The following is an 18,384-nucleotide window of genomic DNA, read 5'->3' on the forward strand; positions in this document are numbered from 1 at the left end:
ATCGGTCGCGATCCCAACGCCCCCGAGAGGGTCGGCTCGCGTCCGCAATAAAGGAGCACACCATGAAGTCGTTCGATCATTTATCACGTTTTTCCGTGCCAGTGAGCGCGTTAGTGGGCTTGGGCCTGCTCTGGGCGCCGGGCGCCCGGGCGGATTTCCTCGCCGACAGCAAGGGGACCCTGGAAGCACGCAACTTCTACTTCAACCGAGATTTTCGCCAGCCGGGTTCCCGGGAAAAAGCCGATGAATGGGCCCAGGGTTTCCTGTTGCGCATGGAATCGGGCTACACCGAAGGCACCGTCGGTTTCGGCCTCGATGCCCTGGGCATGGTCGGTTACAAACTGGACTCGGGACCGGGCACGGCGGGGACCGGCCTGTTGCCGGCGGACACCCGCCACGGCGGTTCCCAGGACAGCTACGGCAAGCTGGCGGCGGCGGCCAAGGTGCGTATTTCCAAAAGCACGCTGAAGGTCGGTAGCTTCCAGATGAAGGACCCGGTGATCATCTCCAACGATACCCGCTTGTTGCCCGGGACCTTTCAGGGCGGTTTGCTGAACGTGCAGGAAATCGACCACTTGAGGCTGACCGGGGGCTCCTTCAACCAGATCCGCTACGTCGACTCCACCGATGATCAGAAGATGACGGCCAACCGTATCGGCGGTTCGAGCGACAAGTTCCAATTCGCCGGGGCCGACTACCAGTGGCTGCCCAACCTGCTGACCCAGTATCGCTATGGCAAGCTGGAGAATATCTACCAGCAGAACTTCCTGGGCCTGGTGCATAACTGGGACCTGGGCCAGGGCCAGAGCTTGAAGACCGACCTGCGTTACGCCCGCAGTGCCGAGGACGGCAACTTCCGTCCGCTGGATAACCGCGCATTGGGCGGGATGTTCACATACTCCTTCAAGGGCAACTCCCTGGGCTTCGGCTATCAGCGCATGAGCGGCAAGGACCCGTTCCCGTATATCGGGCACAGCGATCCGTACCTGGTGAACTTCGTGCAGATCGGCGACTTCGCCAATATCGACGAACGTTCCTTGCAGGTGCGTTATGACTACGACTTTGCACAGCTGGGCTTGCCGGGCCTGACCTTCATGACCCGCTACGTATCCGGTGACAATGTGCAAAGGACGATTCCGGGTGAAGGCAAGGAATGGGAACGCAACACCGATATCGGTTATGTGTTCCAGGACGGGACGCTCAAAGGGGTGGGGGTGAAGTGGCGCAATGCGACGGTGCGTTCGAACTTCGGCAATGACCTGGACGAGAACCGTCTGATCATCAGCTACACCTTGGCGCTCTGGTAAGCGCTTGTAACCAGGACCTTGCGGGAGTCGGCTTGTCCGGCTCGCGCAAGGTCAGCGTGGGAGCAGGTGTCTTTCTTGTCGTGAAGCACCGCGCCGGTCTTGGCGTCGAGCTTGACGTCCCACTTCAGCCCATCAACAACGGATTGCTACAGGGGCTATCGCGAAACCGACACAAACCTGCTCCAGATCCGGTTTTCGGCGTTTTCCTCGGGTATTGTGCAACAGTATTTGTCGCCGATTTCCCCGCCAGAGGGACAGGCCTGTGCCCTGCGTGTAAACCGTCCATCCATGAGCCTTGTGGCTCTGAAGCAGGGTTTACCATGTCGATCACATCCGAGCTTATCTGCCAGGCCGCTGACCAACTCAAGGGTTTTGTCGGCTTCAATCACAAGACCGCCCAGTACATCGTCCGCTTCAGTGAGGACGCCTTCGGCATGGACGTGGCGGATGACGCCATCTTTGCGGCCTGCGAGTTTGTCTGGGTGCCGGCCGCGGAAGAGACCATGAGCCTGAGCCGCGAACGGATTCAACTGCTGCTGGACCAGAACATTGACGATCGGATCAACATCAGCGAACCGCTGCGGGTGTACCAGCGGCGCGTGGATATTCCCGAGATTGTCGCGCTGCGCCGGGCACTCATCGCCTCCTGAGGTGATCAACGCTGGAAAGAGTAGGCCCGTTCGACCTTGCACACCCGGGTATGACAGGCCTGGTACCAGGTTGAACGGCCGCGTTCACGGATTTCGCTGTGTTCGGCATGTTGTTTCCAGGCCAGGATTGCCGCTTCGTCGCTCCAGTAGGACACGGTGATGCCCAGGCCATCCTCGCCCCGGGCCGACTCGACGCCGAGAAAGCCCGGCTGTTGTCGGGCCAGTTCGACCATGCGCTCTGCCGCTTCGCCATAACCATGATCACCCTCGGTGCGCAGGGAGGTGAAGATAACGGCGTAGTAGGGCGGTTGCGGTGTCTGGGCGATCATTGTTGCTGGCTCGCGCAGGCCGCCAGGAATGCACTGGTCAACGCCGGGATACGGCCTTCCAGCGCCGCGCGTTCGGGCTGGAACAGGGTCGCGACGAAGAACGGATGCCCCTTGAGTTCGAGCGCGCGCAGATCGCCCTGGGCGTCATGGCCGCCGGCGCGCAGGTCGCCATCGAGCAAGGCGCTTTCGAACTCGGGATTGATGCCGTAGCGGCAGTGATAACCTTCGTGGGTTTCCAGGGCCCCGTAAGCCTTGGCGATCAGCGTGCCTTCGATAAACTGGATGCGGTCGTGGGCTTCGACCAGGGAGCAGCTCAACGGTGAAATCACCGCGCGCGCCGAGTCGGGCGCTGTTTCGCCATGCTCGGCATCCGTCCAGCCGAGAACATGACGCGCATATTCCAGGACGGCATGCTGGAAACCGCCACAGGTGCCGAGAAACGGTCGCTGTTGTTCGCGGGCGTAAGTGATCGCCCGCAATGCGCCTTCCAGGCTGCGGTAGGGGCTGGCCGGTACGCACCAGAAACCAGCAAAAAGGCTCAGGTCGGTCTGCGGTGTGAGGCTATCCGTGGCCAGCCAGTGAGCCCTTACCTCAAGCCCGGCAGCCTCGGCCGCCCGTTGCAGAGCCACGGGAATGGCGCGGTGAGCGGTGACCTGTGGGTCGTGATCGCCGATCAGGGCAATGTTCAGGGCGGTGTGTGGCGAGCGCTGTTCCATGGAGTTTTCCCTCAGGCTTGTTGATTCCTGGGGCGAACTATAAGGTGGCGGCGACGCATTCAATATAGGCAGTTACCCAATTGATCAATGCACCGTTGCACTATCGGATGGAGCACGCCGACCTTTCGCTGATTCTGGCGCTGGTCCGCGGACGCTCCCTGGCACGGGCGGCGGGATTGCTCAAGGTCGATGTCTCGACGGTGTTCCGTTCGGTGCGTCGGTTGGAGGCCTCACTGGGCCGTGAGCTGTTCGAAAAGAGCCGCGCCGGTTATCTGCCCACCAGCCTGGCGCAATCCCTGGCCGAACAGGCGGAGCGTGCCGAGCAGGCGTTGGAAGCCGCGTGTGTCAGCATTGAGCAGGGCGGCGAGGTGATCAGTGGTACGGTGCGCCTGACCTGTACCGATTCGGTCCTGCATGCGCTTTTGTTACCGGCGCTGGCGCGGTTTATGCCGGCTTATCCGGCCTTGACCCTGGAGCTCAGCACCTCCAACGATTTCGCCAACCTGAACCGGCGCGATGCCGATATCGCCTTGCGGTTGACTGACTCGCCACCGGAGCATCTGGTGGGGCGTTGCCTGGGTGCGGTGTCTTATCGGGTGTGTGCCAGTCCGGGGTATTTGCCGGCGGTTGTTCCTGAGGATCTGGAGCGAGGGGTCTGGATCGCCCCGGATGATTTTCTGCCCGAGCATCCGAGCGTGAGCTGGCGTCGCCAGCATTTCCCCGGGGTGGTACCGAGTTACCGCTGCAACAGCATGTTGTCGGTGGCGGAGTTGGCGCGGGCCGGATTGGGCATTGCGGTGTTGCCGGATTTCCTGCTGGGTGAGCAGCAGGGCTTGCGGCCCCTGGCCGAAGTGCCGCCGAGCTACAATACGGCGTTGTGGCTGCTGACCCGTCCCGATTGCCGGGCGTTGCGCTCGGTGGTGACCTTGTTCGATGAGCTGGCCCAATCTATTCGCCTTGGGCCTGGTGCCGAAATACTTTCCTGAAAACACACAGGCCCTTGTAGGCGCCTGGCTTGCCCGCGAGGCGTCCTTGAGGACGCTGAAAGCTTCGCTGGCAAGCCAGGCTCCTACAGGTACGCGGTGTTTTTAAAACAGCGTTTCACCGACGACTCAGGTCTTGCGCACGAAATGCTCGTGCATCTCCAGCGTCAGACCCTCGATACGTTCGGTCAGTTGCTTGGTCATTTCGGTCAGTTGGGTGTTCTGTTCGAGCAGCGCCAGCAGTTGCTCGGTGGTTTTCGCCGCCTCGGCCTGCCGTTCGGTATTGGCGACAGCCAGGGCTTCGCGGTGCTGGGCGTCCGCGTCGGAATGGGCTTTGTCCCGCGCGGCCTGGCGAGTCTGGGCCAGCAGGATCAAGGGCGCGGCATAGGCCGCTTGCAGGCTGAACGCCAGGTTGAGCAGGATGAACGGGTAGACGTCGAACTGGGTCACGCCCGCGACGTTGAGGATAATCCAGGCCGCGACGATCACCGTCTGGGCACCGAGAAACATCGGCGTACCAAAAAACCGTGCAAAGGCTTCGGCCTTCAGCGCAAAGGTGTCGTTGCCGAAGGTGGTGGACAGGTGGGCGTGGGGGCGATGGAAGCGCAGATGGTCGACGATTTTCTTCGGGGTTTCAGGACTTTTCGCTTCAGGGCTTTCTGACGTCATGGTGGACTCTGCAAGGCGTGGGAATCAAGGCTCACTATAGCCCTATCCGACGTTGCCCGGCGCCATCCCTGGCGCTCTCGTCTGGCCCGCTGTGTATCAGCTCTGCCCAGCGAACATGCTGACCGCGCGCACCGCCTGATTGGCCCCTTCGCGAATCTGCAGGATCACCGTGCCGGCCTGGTCCGCCAGGTCGACCCCTTTGGCCGCTCGGTCGCGGGTGCCGTTCATGCTGTCGATGGCCTTCAGGGTTTCGTTCTGGATCATGCCGATCATCTCGGAAATCTCTGCGGTCGAACCGCTGGTGCGCGCCGCCAGCAAGCGCACCTCGTCGGCGACCACCGCGAAGCCGCGTCCCTGTTCGCCGGCCCGAGCCGCTTCAATGGCCGCGTTCAACGCCAGCAGGTTGGTCTGGTCGGCAATCCCGCGAATGGTGTTGACGATGGCGGTGATCTGTTCGGAGCGCTCGCCCAGTTTGGCGATCAGCGTGGAGGAGCCTTCGATGTTCGAGGCAATTTCACGCATCTCGGTGGCGGCCTGCTGGATAACGCCAGTACCGTGCTCGGCGACTTTTCGCGTCTCGATCGAGAGGTGATAGGCCTCGGTCGCACTTTTGGCATCCTGTTCGTGTTTCTCGACACCGCTGGTAACGTCCGAAGCCAACTTGACCACTTTGCACAAGCGACCGCCGGCGTCGTATACCGGGTTGTAGCTGGCCTCGAGCCACAGGGTCTGGCCACGCTTGCCGACGCGTTCGAACTGGCCGTTGAAGAACTCGCCCTGGTTCAGGCGGCGCCAGAAATCCTGGTACTCGCTGCTGTTGGTGGTGGCCGGGTTGCAGAATATCTTGTGGTGCTTGCCCTGGATCTCCGCCAGGGTGTAGCCCATCAGCTTGAGGAAGTTCTGGTTGGCAGAGATGACACTGCCATCGAGGTTGAATTCGATCATCGCCATGGCCCGGTCGATAGCCTGCAACTTGCCGTTGGCCTCGCTCTCCTGTTGCATCCTGGCGGTGATGTCCAGGGCGTAGGCGATGACCTTGAAGAGACTGCCGCTGTCATTCTTGATCGGGTTGTAGCTGGCTTCCAACCAGATGGACCGGCCATCGGCCGTGACCTGCTCGAAGGTCCCGGCTTCGAACTGGCCGGACTTCAGTCGTGACCAAAGCTGGCTGTACTCGCTGCTGCGGGCGTAGGCCGGCGTGCAGAGCGTCCGGTGCGCCTGGCCCACCACCTGCTCCTGGCGATAGCCGGTGGCCTTGAGAAAGTTCTCGTTGGCGCGCAGGACCATGCCATTGAGGTCGAACTCGATCACGATCATGGAGCGGTCGATGGCCGCGAGTTGGTTGGCTTGCTCGGTGACGGATTGTTGCAGGGTACTGATGGCTTTCTTATGGGAGGCAAATAGCATGGCGTCTGCTCGGAGAGGGATAGAACGTGAGAGTTAGTCCCTGATCATGCGGCTTGCGGCTTGTCCGAGAGGGGCAAGGGAAGTAGCAGCCCGGTACCAGTGCTCCATGACTGGTGGTTCATTTGATACAGCCCACCGCACTGCCACACCCATGAACGGCCATGGGTTGTGCGAATGTCTATATCCAAGTGATCGTTCAAAAAAAAGATGACTGAATAATGGCCTAATGATATTTCTTTTCTTATACAAAACAATGTGTGTTTGTACAATTTTATGGGGCGTCTTTCAGACTGGCGGCGTGGCTCAAGCCGAGTTGACCAGGTTGCACGCGCACCCCTCGGCGCTGTCCTCTTCGGCGCTGTTGACCTTGTTGCGCCCGGTGTTCTTGGCGACATAGAGCGCCTTGTCGGCTTCGTTCAGCCAGGCGCCGGCATCGCTGAAATCCCGGCGGCAGGAGGCCAGGCCGATACTCAGGCTGACCCGTAATTCCGGGACCTCGGCATTGCGATAGTTGCCGAACACCTCACGCAGGCGCTCCATGACGTCATTGGCCCGCTCCAGTGACATCTCCGGCAGGATCACGCAGAACTCGTCGCCGCCATAACGCCCGGCCAGGTCATCTTCGCGCAGGTTATCGCGCAGGTCCTTGCTCAATTGGCGCAGCACGCTGTCGCCGACCAGGTGGCCGTAGGTGTCGTTGATGGCCTTGAAATGGTCAATGTCGATCAACGCAATCACTGCTTGGCACTGGCTGTGGCGGCATTTGTGGAACTTGAGGTGCAGGAGGTCTTTCCAGGAGCCGTGATTGAGCAGCCCGGTCAGGCTGTCGGTGCGGCTCAGGGCACTGAGGGTGCGTTTGTGTTCGGCCAGGTTGATCGCCAGTTGATAGCAACCTATGCCGATCACCAGGGGATAGAGGATCAGCACCGGCAGCACGCTGTAGATCTGTATCGGCGTGGTCAGCGGGTTGAAGGCCGGGGCGAAGATCAGCCAGGACACCAGGATGCCTATGGCCTGGGCGACCAGCCCCTGGGCCATCAGCCGGGGTCCGCCGGCGGCGACGTTGTGCATGGCCATCAAGGCCAGCATGTTGACCGTGGTCAGTGGCGTGAACTGGATGGTCGCGGCCCAGAATCCGCCCATCAGCGAATCGATGAGGATATTGCGGCGTTCAGCCCGATAGGGAAAGGGCGAGCGTTTCGCGATCTGATAAGCCAGGTGCGGCCAGGCCACTGCGTTGATGCTAAGCAGTACCCAGATCCACGTTGGCATGGCCAACGGGTAAAGTGCGGCGATTATGCTGAAGCAACCGATACCAACGCCTACCGTACGGGGCAGGTAAATGCGCTTGGCAAACGATAGCCCTTTGCCTCGTTGGATTTGCATAGGTTTTTTTGCGCCACTTTATTCATCTGAACACCTGGGCGGTGTTCTGCACGGAACGGCCGTTCATCGGATAAGAAGGATGAATATTGTCGAGCATTCCGTAAAGAATAATCAGTGTCCTTCCAAGCCATTTAGAAGGTCTTGAGGCGGTTTTAGCGGTCTGTGCCGGCTATTTGACGATTTCGTAGCCGGCGAGAAACAGATCCAGCGACGATTCTATGACGCGGCTCTGGGTAGAGGGGTCCAGGGGCGGCTGGCCGAGGCTGATCTGTGGCCAGAAGGCGAAGGTTTTGAGCAGGCCGTGCAACTGCGCCGCGGCGAAGGCCGGGTCCACGGCTTTGAAGGTGCCGTCGGCCTGGGCATCACGAATCCACTGGTTGAAGGCTTCTTCCCGTTCGGCCAGGCGCGCGACCATGCCTTGGGCGCGCTCGGGTGAATGGATGGTGGCGGCGATGGCCACACGGGCCAGGTCGAGAAAGCTGCTTTCACTGAGCAGGCGCAGTTTCAAGGCCATCAATTCGCGCAACTGCTCACGCAAGCTGCGATCCGGGTGGTAGGACATATCCACTTGTGCCGCACTGCTGGCCCACAGGTGGTGCATGATTTCCGCGAACAACTCTTCCTTGCTGGGAAAGTGGTTGTACACCGTGCGCTTGGACACCTCCGCCTTGGCGGCGATCTTGTCCATGCTGGTGGCCTCGAAACCGTCGGCGCGAAAGGCCTCGATGGCCGCCTGGATGATGGCTTCACGTTTGCGGTCGGTCAGGCGTAGGGGAGCGGTCATGGGCGGCTTCGGCAGGAAAAGAAAAATTACACTCGGTAGTTTACTTATCGGCAGCGTTGTTGCAAGCTTGAAACTACACTGTGTAGTGTAGTTGCTCTACTCCAGTATTTCATCGGTTCAAGGCTTGCGTGCAGCGGCCCTTGATCATTCAGCAGAAGAACGTGGGAACCCTTGGCGGTTTCCGGGAGTCACCCCGTAATGACCACTCGTTCGCTTACCCGCGCCAAACCCTCGTCCTTGCAGGAGCAGGGGCAGTACCGCAACCATGCTCCCACCCCCCAGGGCGGGTTTGGCAAGATGCTCGGTATTTTCTGGAAGATGCTCTTTCACAAACCCCGCACTACCCGTCCGTCCGGCAGCGTTCCGGTCCTGGGGCTGACCCGTGAGCAGTTGTTGGCGGCGGAAGACTTCAGTGTCTTTCGTCTTGGCCATTCGACCTTGTTGCTCAAGCTGCAGGGCCTGTTCTGGTTGACCGATCCGGTGTTCGCCGAACGTGCGTCGCCAGTGCAATGGGCCGGTCCCAAGCGCTTTCATCAACCGCCCATCAGCCTTGAAGAGTTGCCGCCTATCGAGGGCGTGATTCTTTCCCACAATCATTACGATCATCTGGACTATAAGACCGTCCTGCAACTCGCTGCCAAGACCCGCTATTTCCTCGCGCCCATGGGCGTGGGCGATCTGTTGATCAAGTGGGGTATCCCCGCTGACAAGGTCCGGCAACTGGACTGGTGGGAAGAAACCCAGGTCGGCGACATTCGTTTCGCCGCCACCCCGGCACAGCACTTTTCCGGTCGCACGATGTTCGACAACAACCAGACGCTGTGGGCGTCCTGGGTGATGATGGTGGGCGAGCAGCGGATCTTCTTCAGTGGTGACAGCGGTTATTTCGAAGGCTTCAAGCACATCGGTGAACATTACGGCCCCTTCGACCTGACCCTGATGGAAACCGGTGCCTACAACGTCGATTGGCCCCATGTGCACATGCAACCGGAACAGAGCCTGCAGGCGCACCTGGACCTCAAGGGCCGTTGGTTGCTGCCGATCCACAACGGCACGTTCGACTTGTCCTTCCATGTCTGGCACGAACCCTTCGACCGGATCCTGGCCCTGGCCTGGGAACGCAATGTGTCCATCACCACGCCGCGGATGGGCGAAGCCTTCAACCTGCTGCAACCCCATCGCGGGTACGCCTGGTGGCTGGAAGTGGAGCACCCGGAAGAGGCGCAGACGCCGATCACCGCGCGCTAGGGTGTCTCACGGGTTACATTGAATTTTCACTCAGCCTGCAACCGATTGTGTCCGGCGCTTCTGACGGAAGCGCCCATTAGGATGACCGCCGCCAGTGAAATGGATCACTGGCGTTTGGTTTCCTCAGGACACGATTCATGTATCGAATGCTCAAAAAGCGCGCCGTGATGCTCACCCGTTTGGCGTTGCTGCACGCCCTTTGTCTGACACCCCTTGTCAGTCAGGCGAATACTCCCGACCAAGCTGTATTTCCGGCGCCAGCCTCGGTTAAAAACCAGGCGTTGGCGCAGATGGTCTATGCCAGTGCCGCCGAGGTGGCACTGGCGCTGGCCGAAGGGCGCTTCACTTCGCAGGAACTGGTGAGCTATCTGATCTCCCGTGCAGCCGATCTGGACTCGTTCGGTCCGGCCATCGAGGCGGTGATCGAGTTCAATCCCGAGGCCTTGTCGATTGCCGAGGCGTTGGACGAAGAGCGCCAGGCGGGTAATCTGCGTGGCCCTCTGCATGGCATCCCGGTGTTGCTCAAGGACAATATCCATACCGCCGACCAGATGCAGAGCGCGGCCGGGTCATTGGCCATGGTCGGCACCGCCGCGGCTGATGACGCGTTCATCGTGCAAAAACTCCGCGAGCAGGGTGCGATCATCCTGGGCAAGACCAACATGAGCGAATGGGCGAATTTTCGCGGTGATGGACTGCCTGATGGTTGGAGCGGGCGAGGCGGACTGACCAGGAACCCCCATGGGCTCAAGGGCGATGTCTGTGGTTCCAGTTCGGGTTCCGCTGCGGCGATAGCGGCGGGTTATGCACCGCTGTCGTTGGGGACCGATACCTTCGGGTCGGTGATTTGCCCGGCGTCGAAGAATGGTGTCGTCGGCCTGAGACCTTCCGTGGGGTTGTTGAGCCGCACGGGAATCATTCCTGCTTCCCGCGAACTCGACAGTGCCGGGCCGATTACACGTACGGTGCGTGATGCCGCCTTGCTCCTCAATGCCATGGCGGCCCTCGATCCGCAGGACCCGGCTACGGCGCAAGTCCCCGCAACGAAGGACTACACGCAAAAGCTGAAAGCCGATGCGCTACAAGGCAAGGTCATCGGCTATCCCAGTCGCTTCAAGCCTGGTAGTGAAGACTTGAACGAGCATCCGCAGTTTGCCCAGGCCTTGGACACCCTGCGTGGTGCCGGCGCGCAACTGGTTCCGGTCGACTTGAAGGGGACCGATTGGAGCGAAAACGATTGGACGCGAGTGAGCCGCCTGTTCGACATGACGATCAAGCGGGTGCTGCCCGGCTATCTGGCCAGCCGCTCGGGTCTGAAGGCCTCTACCCTTCAGGAACTGGTGGATTACAACGAAAAGAATCCCGGTGCGGAAAACTACAACCAGGACCTGCTCAAGCGAGCCAATGCGCTGGTATTTGACGAAGCCGAATACCTGAAGCTGTCGGACGGACTGGGCGATGAGGCGCGCGGCAACGTCGATAAGCTGCTGGCGGATAACGGACTGGATGCGGCACTGGGGGATCCTCATCCGTTTGCGGTGCTTGAACTGGGCAGCGCAACCTTTGCCGGGTATCCGGGGATTACCGTGCCTTCGGGCATGGATGCCGATGGCATGCCCACCTCGGTATATTTCTACGGTGCGCGCTGGAGCGAGGATGAGCTGCTGGCGATCGCCTACGGCTACGAGCAGGCTTCGAATGCGCGACAGGACCCGGACTTTGAATAAGCCCGGGTAGCGGTGAGCCTGCCACCGAGTCTGGTGGCAGGTTGCAAGGTCAGCCTTTTACTGTATAGCGAGCCGCCGGTACCTGATGCGACAGGTTGGGCTTCAGGGCTTGGCGTGCCTGTTCGAAGGCTTGCCAATCGGCAATATCCGGCAGCGACGGGATAGTAACCAGCTCGCCAAGAGCCAGCCCGGCGAGCGCGGCATCCACCAGATCTTCGCTGTTCATCACGATCTCACCGGGCAGATGCTGTATCGGCAACCCGGCGATATCCCAGAACTCGGTGCTGATCGCCCCGGGTAATACGGCCTGGACCTTGACGCCTTTTTCGCTCAGTTCGTGATGCAGGGACTGAGTGAAGGCCAGTACAAAAGCCTTGGTTCCGCCATACACACCGTTGAGCAGCTCGGGGGCGATGGCGACGATGGAGGCGATATTGATGATCGTCCCTTCAGCACGGGCCACGAAATTGGTCGCCGCCGCTTTGGCCAGACGGGTCAGGGCGACGACGTTCAAGTGAATCATCGCATCCATTTTCGCCTGTTCGGACTCCAGCAGCGAGGCGGATGCCCCGACACCGGCGTTGTTTACCAGCAGGTTGATCCGCTGGTCCTGTTCGAGGATTTGCGCGATTCGCGCCAGATCGCCCGAGTTATTCAAATCGGCCTGAACCACTTCGACGGTCCGTTGGGTCGCGTTGCCCAACCGTGCGGCCAGTTGCTCCAGGCGTTCGCGATTGCGGGCCACCAGAATCAGGTCGTACCCCTGGTGCGCCAGACGGTCGGCGTAGACCGCACCGATACCGGAGGAAGCGCCAGTGATCAGGGCAAAACCCTTCGAAGATGATTGAGTCATTGCAAGGCTCCAGAGTGGCCGACGAGATGTCGGCGTTGCTGGCGTTAAGATTATGGTGGTAATTTATTGGCGGCAATGTCATATCTCCCACCTTTTGAGACATTATCGAGTCCTGCCCATGATCCGTGTCGGCATTATCCTGTTTCCTGGTTTCCAGGCGCTGACGTTGGCGACCGGTACGGTTTTCGAGCACGCCAATCTGGAAGTCGAGCGCGAGGTCTATCAGGTGGACCTGCTCTCCGAGCACGGTGGTACGGTCAAAAGCTCCATCGGCTTCAGCGTCGAGACCCAGCCCTTCGGTGTGCAGGATTACGACACGCTGGTGGTGGTGGGTGATAACGACCTGGTGCCAGGGACGACAGGCCTGATTGACTACCTGCGCGGTGCACCGGCGTTTGCCCGGCGTATCACCTCGGCTTGCACCGGCTCGTTTCACCTGGCGGCGGCCGGTCTGCTCGAGGGGCGACGAGCGACCACCCACTGGTACCACGCGCGGATTTTCAAGCAATGGCATCCCGCTGTTCGACTGGAGGAGGACAGGATCTTCACCGTGGATGGTCCGATCTGGACTTCGGCCGGCATGACCGCCTGTATTGACCTGGCATTAGCCCTGGTAGAGCAGGACCTGGGGGTGGAAGTGACTCGCAATCTTGCGCGCACGTTGGTGGTCTATCACCGCCGGACGGGTGGCCAGTCGCAGTTTTCCGCATTGCTGGACCTTGATCCGAAATCTGATCGTATTCAAAGCGCCCTGGCGTTTGCCCAGGAGAACTTGCGGGAAGATTTATCCGTTGAGCAACTGGCGCAAGTGGCTCACCTCAGTCCGCGTCAGTTCAGCCGGCTGTTTCGTGCCGAGACCGGGCAGTCGCCGGCCAAGGCGATTGAGCACCTGCGCCTGGAAGCGGCACGGTTGATGATGGAATCGGGCTGGCACTCCATCGATGTCGTCGCCCGCGACACCGGCTTTGCCGATCCGGAGCGCATGCGTCGGGCTTTTCTGCGGGCCTATGGTCAGCCGCCGCAGATGATCCGGCGCTCGCTGCAATTGCAGATGTAGCCGTTGTAAGGAATCACTCGCTTGGCGAGCGGGGTTTTTCGTTCAGCCCCCAGGCGAGTACGGGTCTACCATTAGTTCGAGACTGGAAGCAGAGCGTCAGGAACAACCATGGCCCATCGAATTCATCTTTTCGGCGCGTCGGGCTCCGGCACTACGACCTTGGGTATGGCGCTGGCCGAGCGCTTGGGAATTGCCCATTTTGACTCGGACAACTTTTACTGGCAGCCCGCCGACAAGCCTTTCAGTTGCAAGCGTCCCCGTGACCAGCGGGTGCAGTTGCTGCGTGAGCAACTGGCCCGGCAGGACAACTGGGTGCTCTCCGGTTCGCTCTGTGGCTGGGGCGACCCCTTGATTCCGGCGTTCACCCTGGCGATTTTCATGCGCCTCGACCCGGAGGTCCGCTTGCAGCGCTTACGCGTTCGCGAGTTCCAGCGCTATGGCGCGCAGATCCACGAAGGGGGAGAGCGGTTTGTCGCGACCCGTACCTTCCTGGAGTGGGCGGCCGGCTATGACACCGGCGACCATGGCACCCGCAGTCTCAAACGACATGAAACCTGGATCAGGAACCTGCCATGCCCGGTGTTGCGGCTGGACACCACCGAGCATCCGGTGGAGGCGTTGGTCGAACAGGTGATGCGCGCGCTGGAGCGGCCGGCTGCATCGGTGTAGCTGATTACTCGATCAGTTCGTAATCCTTGCGCTCGATCGGGTCCGGTGTGGTTCCGCGGATATTCATCCCGCGACCGGGGGCAAACCCGGGGAAGAACACCAGGCCTTCGGCTTCGAAGCGAAAGGCCAGGGCCAGTCGGGTAACATCCCTGAGTGGTTCGCCGGCTTCGAAGCGCTGGATGGCGGCGACCGAGACGCCGGACTCCCGGCTCAGTTGCTCATGGCTCCAGCCCAGCATGACCCGCGCCTGCAGGCAGTGTCGGGGCGTGAATTGATGCAAAACGATGCGTTCAACGGTGGTCCTCATCACATGACTGGCGGCTTGGCTGGACATGGCACTCTCCGGGCTTGATCGGCTGATTTGAAAAATACTGTGTTTTTGTACAGTTGTTTTTCGACCTGATCAAACGTTTTTTCAGCATTCCGATTATCGGTATCGAGCTGTTGTGTTCGTAGGGATTGGATCAGCCCATGCGTCGGCATTGACCGTACGACATGCTTTGTCACGGCCTTTCTTTGCTTGGTAAAAACAATGTTGTGTAGGGTGTGTATTTTTGGCTTGATGTGATTCAAGCGCGTGTGTACCTTACACAACAGAGCTCAAGGAGTGAGCATGCGAAGCAGAGATGTCATTGAACTGATCGAAGCCGATGGTTGGTATGAGGTGGCGGTGAAAGGAAGTCACCACCAATTTCGGCATCCGAGCAAGACAGGCCGCGTCACTGTTCCCCATCCCAAAACGGAAATTCCGAAGGGAACACTCCACAACATATTGAAGTCGGCTGGCCTCAAGGGCACAGCGTATAGCGATGGCAACCGTAATGACGTGTTTCCATATGGGCGAGGTATCCAATGAAATTTCCAGTGGTACTACATAAAGAGGCGGAATCAGACTACGGCGTGACCGTGCCGGATGTGCCAGGTTGTTTTTCTGCCGGAAGCACTTTTTCCGAAGCGCTGGAGAATGTGCATGAGGCCTTGGCCTTGCATTTCGAGGGTTTGCTGGCTGACGGTGAGCCGTTACCCCATGCGCGGGAGGCCGATGTCTATCTGGATAACCCGGACTATGCCGGCGGTCTCTGGGCCATCGTCGACTTTGATGTGACGCCTTACCTGGGCAAGTCGGTTAGATTCAACGCCTCGTTGCCCGAGCATCTGCTTGAGCGGATCGACGAACGTGTGCAGAAGGATCATCGCTACGCCTCGCGCTCGGGGTTTCTGGCGACGGCGGCGTTGCGCGAGTTGTATGCCTGATGGGTTGCAAAGGGAGAGATGTATCAGCCAGAGTGGCCGGTCTCAACAGGAGATAGAACGATATGGCCGTCCGTTGTACATCACTCGAAGAAGTCCGCGAAAACATCGACCGTCTGGATCGGCAGATCGTAACGCTGCTGGCGGAGCGGGGTACCTATGTCACTGAGGCTGCGCGCTTCAAAAAAGACAGCGATGCCGTCAGGGCTCCACAGCGCGTGGAGCAGGTCATCGCCAAGGTGCGGGCATTATCCGAGGAGTACGCCGCCAATCCCGATGTGGTCGAACAGGTCTACCGGGCCATGATTGCGGCGTTTATCGAGCAGGAGCTGCAAGAGCATGGAAGCGCTCGCCACTTATCATCTCCTTCCTAGCATCAACCTAAAAAGGAATCCCGCACCTGATCTGCGGGTTGCTCACGCTCGGTCATGAAGTCGGCAGTCACCCCCTCACCCTCAAACCAGCTATCCCATGATTCGCCAGCAGGGGTGATAATCCTTGTTCTGCCGATTGCAATGACATCGACGCGCTTCACGTCATCAGGCAGCGCTACGGCTTTGGGTAATCTCACCGCTTGGCTACGGTTACTCTGGAAAATCGAGCCTTGTTCTACGGTACACCTCGGGATATGTTGGATGTATATCCCATAATATTCGCTTATACGTTAAGGGCAAAGTACGCTTGGCCGAGAATTTTGGCAGAACCTCACAAGCCATGATTGATGGGTTGTGAGGTATCGACCGCTCACGCACCGATCATTCGCTGATGCAAATCAGGGAATAGAAGCTGCGCAAACCAGATGGGTAAACCGGGATACAGGTCACGGGCTTTGGGGCTCAGGCTTTCCACAATTCCCAGGTTTACGAGTATCTTGAGCTGTTCGATAGCGGTCCGCTCATTGAGGCCGGTGAACACCTTGAAGTCAGCACGACTGATCGTTCCCTGCGTCAAAAGGATATGCAGTGCACGAGCCGACTCCAGCTTCAGCCCTGCCTTGAGAATACGCGGCTCCCATTTGAATATGGTTTCCAGGCGCGCTCTCATTTGGGCAACGTTCAACGCCTGTTCCGTGTAGCGCATCTGATCCAGGCAGGTCTCCAGCATGAAACCGACGAACTCGAATAACCCGGCTTGAGTGAGTTGTCCTCGGCCATCGAGGTCTCCACGTCGAGGTTTGTCGGCGTTGGCGAGAAAGGCGTAATAAGCGTTCTGCTGTCGCGCCAGCCCTCTTGAAAGAGACCACAGCGGCGATGCCAGGCCGAGCTTATGCAATTGCAGATGAGTAATCAGTCTTATGCTGCGTCCGTTTCCGTCCACAAAGGGGTGAACCCAGGCTAGCCGATGATGGTAGGCCATGGTCGCAAGCAGGCGGCTACGGGCGTCGGGAAGGCGTCCGTAGACTTGTTGCATCCGTACCAGCATGGGGGTGACCGCTGTACTGGCGGGCGCAGCATGATCCCCGACTAAAACATTCTTCTGTGCTTCGTCGCGCAGTTGGCCTGGAATCAGCAGGACGCCGTCTACCAAGCGTAATTGTTCGGGTGTCGCTCCATGAAAAAGACGCCGATGCACGCGCGCAATGAGTTTGGGGTCGAAAAAAGTAGCCCAGGGCGACTCAGCATAAAGTGTCATGGCTCTCTCAAACGCCTGCTGGGCACCGATATGAGTCATTGCGAGTTCTGACAACTCTCTGCGGCTGCGTTTTGGGGCGGAAGGTGCCAATGTGAGCGGTTCAGTAAACTGGCCTTCAATCAGATTGCTGTAAAAGCTGCTGGTCACCCGCAGGAGCCCACCGACACGAGAGGCCATTTCAGGTGGGACCATTCCTGTCAGCTTTCCAGCCTGGAAGGGAATGTCCTCGGCCAGCTTCAGAAGCTCGGCAGGGAAGCTCGGCATGAGCGGCTCAAGCCAGTGGTTTCCTGTCATCAATGTGGACGACATTGTGGCTCCTTTTGCAGATTTTTTTGCAGATTTTTTGAAGACTGAATGGCTTGTATTTAAAGGGCTGTAAGAACTTATAGCATCATTTTTTTGAGGAGGTTTGCAGATTTTTTTGCAGATATCTTTGGCAGGAATCTCGAGGTGGTAAAAGTAGGTTTCAGATCGTTTTTGAGGTAGCTAATTTCGCTCATTCTATCGCTGGTATCTCGTCCTACTCCCAAGTCAGAAAACTCATCGGACGCCTGCCCACTATGGCGAATTGTTCCTGATAAAGAGGTGGGCTTAGAGTCTGAATGGCTCGCTGGGTAATCTGGCGAGAAGGGTTTCGCAGCCCTTTTGCACAACACGAAAAAGCATCATGAAGACGTTGGCGGCTGTATATTTGCTGCTGCTCGTTTCATGGTGGCTGTGTGTGGGAGGCTTTCGAGCCTGCCGATTTCCGTGTTTGTCGGTCTGCGAACCCGCGCACAGCTGCCACCCATTTCGTTTCGCAGCGAAGGGTGGTCATTCTCTAGTAACACGGAGTTTAACGATGAATACCGAGCATACCCCCAGGCGCTTTATCCCGATGGACAGCGTATCCACTGAGTTCCCTGTTCTCTACATCGACCGCAATGCCCCGCTGGTTGATCTGCATGCTTGCGTCAGCGAGCGCATGCGGGCGGTCAACAAACTGATGATCCTGTTCACCTGCAGCCGGCTAAGCGACAGCGACCCGCGAGACCTGGGCAATATCGCCTCGATCTCACGGTTGTTGCTACAGGATGCCAGTGACGTGTTCGATGTAATCGAAACGCGAGGGCTGGAAGCGAAGCACCTGGCTTCATAACGCAGTGATCAGACGCAAACGAAAAAGCCCTGAACAGGTTCAGGGCTTTTCGGTGTTTCAGTCTATTCACCCAGGGTGAATAACGGCATCAATCCCAGCTCAACGCCCCGCCAGTCTGATACTCGATCACGCGGGTCTCGAAGAAGTTCTTCTCTTTCTTCAAGTCCATGATCTCGCTCATCCATGGGAACGGGTTGGTGGTCCCCGGGTACTCTTCCTTCAAACCGATCTGGCTCAGGCGACGGTTGGCGATGAACTTGAGGTAGTCCTCCATCATCGCCGCGTTCATGCCCAACACGCCGCGCGGCATGGTGTCGCGTGCGTATTCGATTTCCAGCTGGGTGCCCTGCAGGATCATCTGGGTGGCTTCTTCCTTCATCTCGGCATCCCACAGGTGCGGGTTCTCGATCTTGATCTGGTTGATCACATCGATGCCGAAGTTCAGGTGCATGGATTCATCCCGCAGGATGTACTGGAACTGCTCGGCCACCCCGGTCATCTTGTTGCGACGACCCATGGACAGGATCTGGGTGAAGCCGCAGTAGAAGAAGATCCCTTCCAGCACGCAGTAGTAGGCG

At 59.1% G+C, this 18,384-nt stretch carries 22 protein-coding genes; 11 read left to right on the top strand and 11 right to left on the bottom strand.

Going from position 1 to position 18,384, the window contains the following annotated elements; all coding sequences use genetic code 11:
* The first annotated feature begins 62 nt into the window (after positions 1 to 62).
* Entirely contained in the window at positions 63 to 1,307 is a 1,245-nt protein-coding gene (locus M5B42_RS29075) for an OprD family porin (RefSeq protein ID WP_103498827.1), read from the top strand.
* 320 nt (positions 1,308 to 1,627) lie between these two features.
* Positions 1,628 to 1,957 (top strand): DUF2025 family protein, encoded by a 330-nt coding sequence (locus M5B42_RS29080; RefSeq protein WP_103498826.1) that lies wholly within the window; start codon positions 1,628 to 1,630, stop codon positions 1,955 to 1,957.
* A 5-nt stretch (positions 1,958 to 1,962) separates the two neighbouring features.
* Here M5B42_RS29080 and M5B42_RS29085 read toward each other — a convergent pair whose 3' ends face one another.
* Together M5B42_RS29085 and M5B42_RS29090 are read right to left on the bottom strand one after the other, a co-directional pair.
* On the bottom strand, positions 1,963 to 2,286 hold the full coding sequence (locus tag M5B42_RS29085) for an antibiotic biosynthesis monooxygenase (protein ID WP_152741256.1): 324 nt from the start codon (positions 2,284 to 2,286) through the stop codon (positions 1,963 to 1,965).
* Positions 2,283 to 3,002 carry a CTP synthase gene (locus M5B42_RS29090; protein WP_248747750.1) on the bottom strand — a complete coding sequence of 240 codons (720 nt, stop codon included), beginning with the start codon at positions 3,000 to 3,002 and terminating at the stop codon, positions 2,283 to 2,285. The genes M5B42_RS29085 and M5B42_RS29090 overlap by 4 nt, the downstream gene beginning before the upstream one ends.
* Before the next feature lie 80 nt (positions 3,003 to 3,082).
* Here M5B42_RS29090 and M5B42_RS29095 point away from each other — a divergent pair, with 80 nt between their 5' ends.
* A complete protein-coding gene (locus tag M5B42_RS29095; protein WP_248747751.1) occupies positions 3,083 to 3,988 on the top strand; it encodes a LysR family transcriptional regulator in 906 nt (301 codons plus the stop codon).
* A gap of 126 nt (positions 3,989 to 4,114) precedes the next feature.
* Here the strand turns inward: M5B42_RS29095 and M5B42_RS29100 are convergent, their stop codons facing one another.
* From M5B42_RS29100 to M5B42_RS29115, 4 genes are all read right to left on the bottom strand, one after another.
* Positions 4,115 to 4,654, bottom strand: a complete 540-nt coding sequence (locus M5B42_RS29100) for a DUF1003 domain-containing protein (protein ID WP_248747752.1) — start codon at positions 4,652 to 4,654, stop codon at positions 4,115 to 4,117.
* A gap of 96 nt (positions 4,655 to 4,750) precedes the next feature.
* On the bottom strand, positions 4,751 to 6,061 hold the full coding sequence (locus tag M5B42_RS29105; protein WP_248747753.1) for a PAS domain-containing methyl-accepting chemotaxis protein: 1,311 nt from the start codon (positions 6,059 to 6,061) through the stop codon (positions 4,751 to 4,753).
* 303 nt (positions 6,062 to 6,364) lie between these two features.
* Positions 6,365 to 7,447 carry a diguanylate cyclase gene (locus M5B42_RS29110; protein ID WP_177102638.1) on the bottom strand — a complete coding sequence of 361 codons (1,083 nt, stop codon included), beginning with the start codon at positions 7,445 to 7,447 and terminating at the stop codon, positions 6,365 to 6,367.
* Between the two features lie 169 nt (positions 7,448 to 7,616).
* Complete coding sequence (locus M5B42_RS29115; protein WP_103498819.1) at positions 7,617 to 8,231, bottom strand: TetR/AcrR family transcriptional regulator; 615 nt, start codon at positions 8,229 to 8,231, stop codon at positions 7,617 to 7,619.
* Positions 8,232 to 8,429: 198 nt separating this feature from the next.
* Here M5B42_RS29115 and M5B42_RS29120 point away from each other — a divergent pair, with 198 nt between their 5' ends.
* Both M5B42_RS29120 and M5B42_RS29125 read left to right on the top strand, forming a co-directional pair.
* A complete protein-coding gene (locus M5B42_RS29120; RefSeq protein WP_152741251.1) occupies positions 8,430 to 9,479 on the top strand; it encodes an MBL fold metallo-hydrolase in 1,050 nt (349 codons plus the stop codon).
* A gap of 137 nt (positions 9,480 to 9,616) precedes the next feature.
* Entirely contained in the window at positions 9,617 to 11,206 is a 1,590-nt protein-coding gene (locus tag M5B42_RS29125; protein ID WP_248747754.1) for an amidase family protein, read from the top strand.
* A gap of 49 nt (positions 11,207 to 11,255) precedes the next feature.
* Here the strand turns inward: M5B42_RS29125 and M5B42_RS29130 are convergent, their stop codons facing one another.
* Entirely contained in the window at positions 11,256 to 12,059 is an 804-nt protein-coding gene (locus M5B42_RS29130; RefSeq protein ID WP_248747755.1) for an SDR family oxidoreductase, read from the bottom strand.
* A 118-nt stretch (positions 12,060 to 12,177) separates the two neighbouring features.
* Between M5B42_RS29130 and M5B42_RS29135 the strand changes: the two genes are divergently transcribed.
* Both M5B42_RS29135 and M5B42_RS29140 read left to right on the top strand, forming a co-directional pair.
* Positions 12,178 to 13,116, top strand: coding sequence for a GlxA family transcriptional regulator (locus M5B42_RS29135; protein WP_248747756.1), 939 nt, complete (start codon positions 12,178 to 12,180; stop codon positions 13,114 to 13,116).
* A 108-nt stretch (positions 13,117 to 13,224) separates the two neighbouring features.
* Positions 13,225 to 13,785 carry an AAA family ATPase gene (locus M5B42_RS29140; protein ID WP_152741248.1) on the top strand — a complete coding sequence of 187 codons (561 nt, stop codon included), beginning with the start codon at positions 13,225 to 13,227 and terminating at the stop codon, positions 13,783 to 13,785.
* A gap of 4 nt (positions 13,786 to 13,789) precedes the next feature.
* Here the strand turns inward: M5B42_RS29140 and M5B42_RS29145 are convergent, their stop codons facing one another.
* A complete protein-coding gene (locus tag M5B42_RS29145; RefSeq protein ID WP_103498814.1) occupies positions 13,790 to 14,119 on the bottom strand; it encodes a helix-turn-helix transcriptional regulator in 330 nt (109 codons plus the stop codon).
* A 279-nt stretch (positions 14,120 to 14,398) separates the two neighbouring features.
* On the opposite strand from M5B42_RS29145, the gene M5B42_RS29150 reads away from it, so the two are divergent.
* From M5B42_RS29150 to M5B42_RS29160, 3 genes are all read left to right on the top strand, one after another.
* Entirely contained in the window at positions 14,399 to 14,641 is a 243-nt protein-coding gene (locus M5B42_RS29150) for a type II toxin-antitoxin system HicA family toxin (protein ID WP_248747757.1), read from the top strand.
* Positions 14,638 to 15,039 (top strand): type II toxin-antitoxin system HicB family antitoxin, encoded by a 402-nt coding sequence (locus tag M5B42_RS29155; RefSeq protein WP_100944165.1) that lies wholly within the window; start codon positions 14,638 to 14,640, stop codon positions 15,037 to 15,039. Before M5B42_RS29150 ends, M5B42_RS29155 begins: the two co-directional genes overlap by 4 nt.
* A gap of 62 nt (positions 15,040 to 15,101) precedes the next feature.
* The gene (locus M5B42_RS29160) at positions 15,102 to 15,410 is read left to right on the top strand and encodes a chorismate mutase (RefSeq protein WP_248747758.1); all 309 of its coding nucleotides are present in this window, start codon (positions 15,102 to 15,104) and stop codon (positions 15,408 to 15,410) included.
* A 2-nt stretch (positions 15,411 to 15,412) separates the two neighbouring features.
* Here the strand turns inward: M5B42_RS29160 and vapB are convergent, their stop codons facing one another.
* Together vapB and M5B42_RS29170 are read right to left on the bottom strand one after the other, a co-directional pair.
* On the bottom strand, positions 15,413 to 15,664 hold the full coding sequence (gene vapB, locus M5B42_RS29165) for a type II toxin-antitoxin system VapB family antitoxin (protein ID WP_248747763.1): 252 nt from the start codon (positions 15,662 to 15,664) through the stop codon (positions 15,413 to 15,415).
* A gap of 116 nt (positions 15,665 to 15,780) precedes the next feature.
* Entirely contained in the window at positions 15,781 to 16,977 is a 1,197-nt protein-coding gene (locus M5B42_RS29170) for a Fic family protein (RefSeq protein WP_248747759.1), read from the bottom strand.
* A 532-nt stretch (positions 16,978 to 17,509) separates the two neighbouring features.
* Here M5B42_RS29170 and M5B42_RS29175 point away from each other — a divergent pair.
* Entirely contained in the window at positions 17,510 to 17,806 is a 297-nt protein-coding gene (locus M5B42_RS29175) for a fructose-bisphosphate aldolase (RefSeq protein ID WP_152741244.1), read from the top strand.
* Between the two features lie 88 nt (positions 17,807 to 17,894).
* Here the strand turns inward: M5B42_RS29175 and M5B42_RS29180 are convergent.
* The coding region (locus M5B42_RS29180; protein ID WP_187601521.1) for a ribonucleotide-diphosphate reductase subunit beta at positions 17,895 to 18,384 on the bottom strand (490 nt) is incomplete at its 5' end.

Source organism: Pseudomonas sp. MWU12-2037 (assembly GCF_023242345.1).
GTDB lineage: Bacteria > Pseudomonadota > Gammaproteobacteria > Pseudomonadales > Pseudomonadaceae > Aquipseudomonas > Aquipseudomonas gingeri_D.

Bases quoted from the DNA above. Each gene is read 5' to 3' on its own strand.
- M5B42_RS29075 (WP_103498827.1), top strand. From the start codon at position 63: ATGAAGTCGTTCGATCATTTATCACGTTTTTCCGTGCCAGTGAGCGCG.
- M5B42_RS29080 (WP_103498826.1), top strand. From the start codon at position 1,628: ATGTCGATCACATCCGAGCTTATCTGCCAGGCCGCTGACCAACTCAAG.
- M5B42_RS29085 (WP_152741256.1), bottom strand. From the start codon at position 2,286: ATGATCGCCCAGACACCGCAACCGCCCTACTACGCCGTTATCTTCACC.
- M5B42_RS29090 (WP_248747750.1), bottom strand. From the start codon at position 3,002: ATGGAACAGCGCTCGCCACACACCGCCCTGAACATTGCCCTGATCGGC.
- M5B42_RS29100 (WP_248747752.1), bottom strand. From the start codon at position 4,654: ATGACGTCAGAAAGCCCTGAAGCGAAAAGTCCTGAAACCCCGAAGAAA.
- M5B42_RS29105 (WP_248747753.1), bottom strand. From the start codon at position 6,061: ATGCTATTTGCCTCCCATAAGAAAGCCATCAGTACCCTGCAACAATCC.
- M5B42_RS29110 (WP_177102638.1), bottom strand. From the start codon at position 7,447: ATGCAAATCCAACGAGGCAAAGGGCTATCGTTTGCCAAGCGCATTTAC.
- M5B42_RS29115 (WP_103498819.1), bottom strand. From the start codon at position 8,231: ATGACCGCTCCCCTACGCCTGACCGACCGCAAACGTGAAGCCATCATC.
- M5B42_RS29120 (WP_152741251.1), top strand. From the start codon at position 8,430: ATGACCACTCGTTCGCTTACCCGCGCCAAACCCTCGTCCTTGCAGGAG.
- M5B42_RS29125 (WP_248747754.1), top strand. From the start codon at position 9,617: ATGTATCGAATGCTCAAAAAGCGCGCCGTGATGCTCACCCGTTTGGCG.
- M5B42_RS29130 (WP_248747755.1), bottom strand. From the start codon at position 12,059: ATGACTCAATCATCTTCGAAGGGTTTTGCCCTGATCACTGGCGCTTCC.
- M5B42_RS29135 (WP_248747756.1), top strand. From the start codon at position 12,178: ATGATCCGTGTCGGCATTATCCTGTTTCCTGGTTTCCAGGCGCTGACG.
- M5B42_RS29140 (WP_152741248.1), top strand. From the start codon at position 13,225: ATGGCCCATCGAATTCATCTTTTCGGCGCGTCGGGCTCCGGCACTACG.
- M5B42_RS29145 (WP_103498814.1), bottom strand. From the start codon at position 14,119: ATGTCCAGCCAAGCCGCCAGTCATGTGATGAGGACCACCGTTGAACGC.
- M5B42_RS29150 (WP_248747757.1), top strand. From the start codon at position 14,399: ATGCGAAGCAGAGATGTCATTGAACTGATCGAAGCCGATGGTTGGTAT.
- M5B42_RS29155 (WP_100944165.1), top strand. From the start codon at position 14,638: ATGAAATTTCCAGTGGTACTACATAAAGAGGCGGAATCAGACTACGGC.
- M5B42_RS29160 (WP_248747758.1), top strand. From the start codon at position 15,102: ATGGCCGTCCGTTGTACATCACTCGAAGAAGTCCGCGAAAACATCGAC.
- M5B42_RS29170 (WP_248747759.1), bottom strand. From the start codon at position 16,977: ATGTCGTCCACATTGATGACAGGAAACCACTGGCTTGAGCCGCTCATG.
- M5B42_RS29175 (WP_152741244.1), top strand. From the start codon at position 17,510: ATGAATACCGAGCATACCCCCAGGCGCTTTATCCCGATGGACAGCGTA.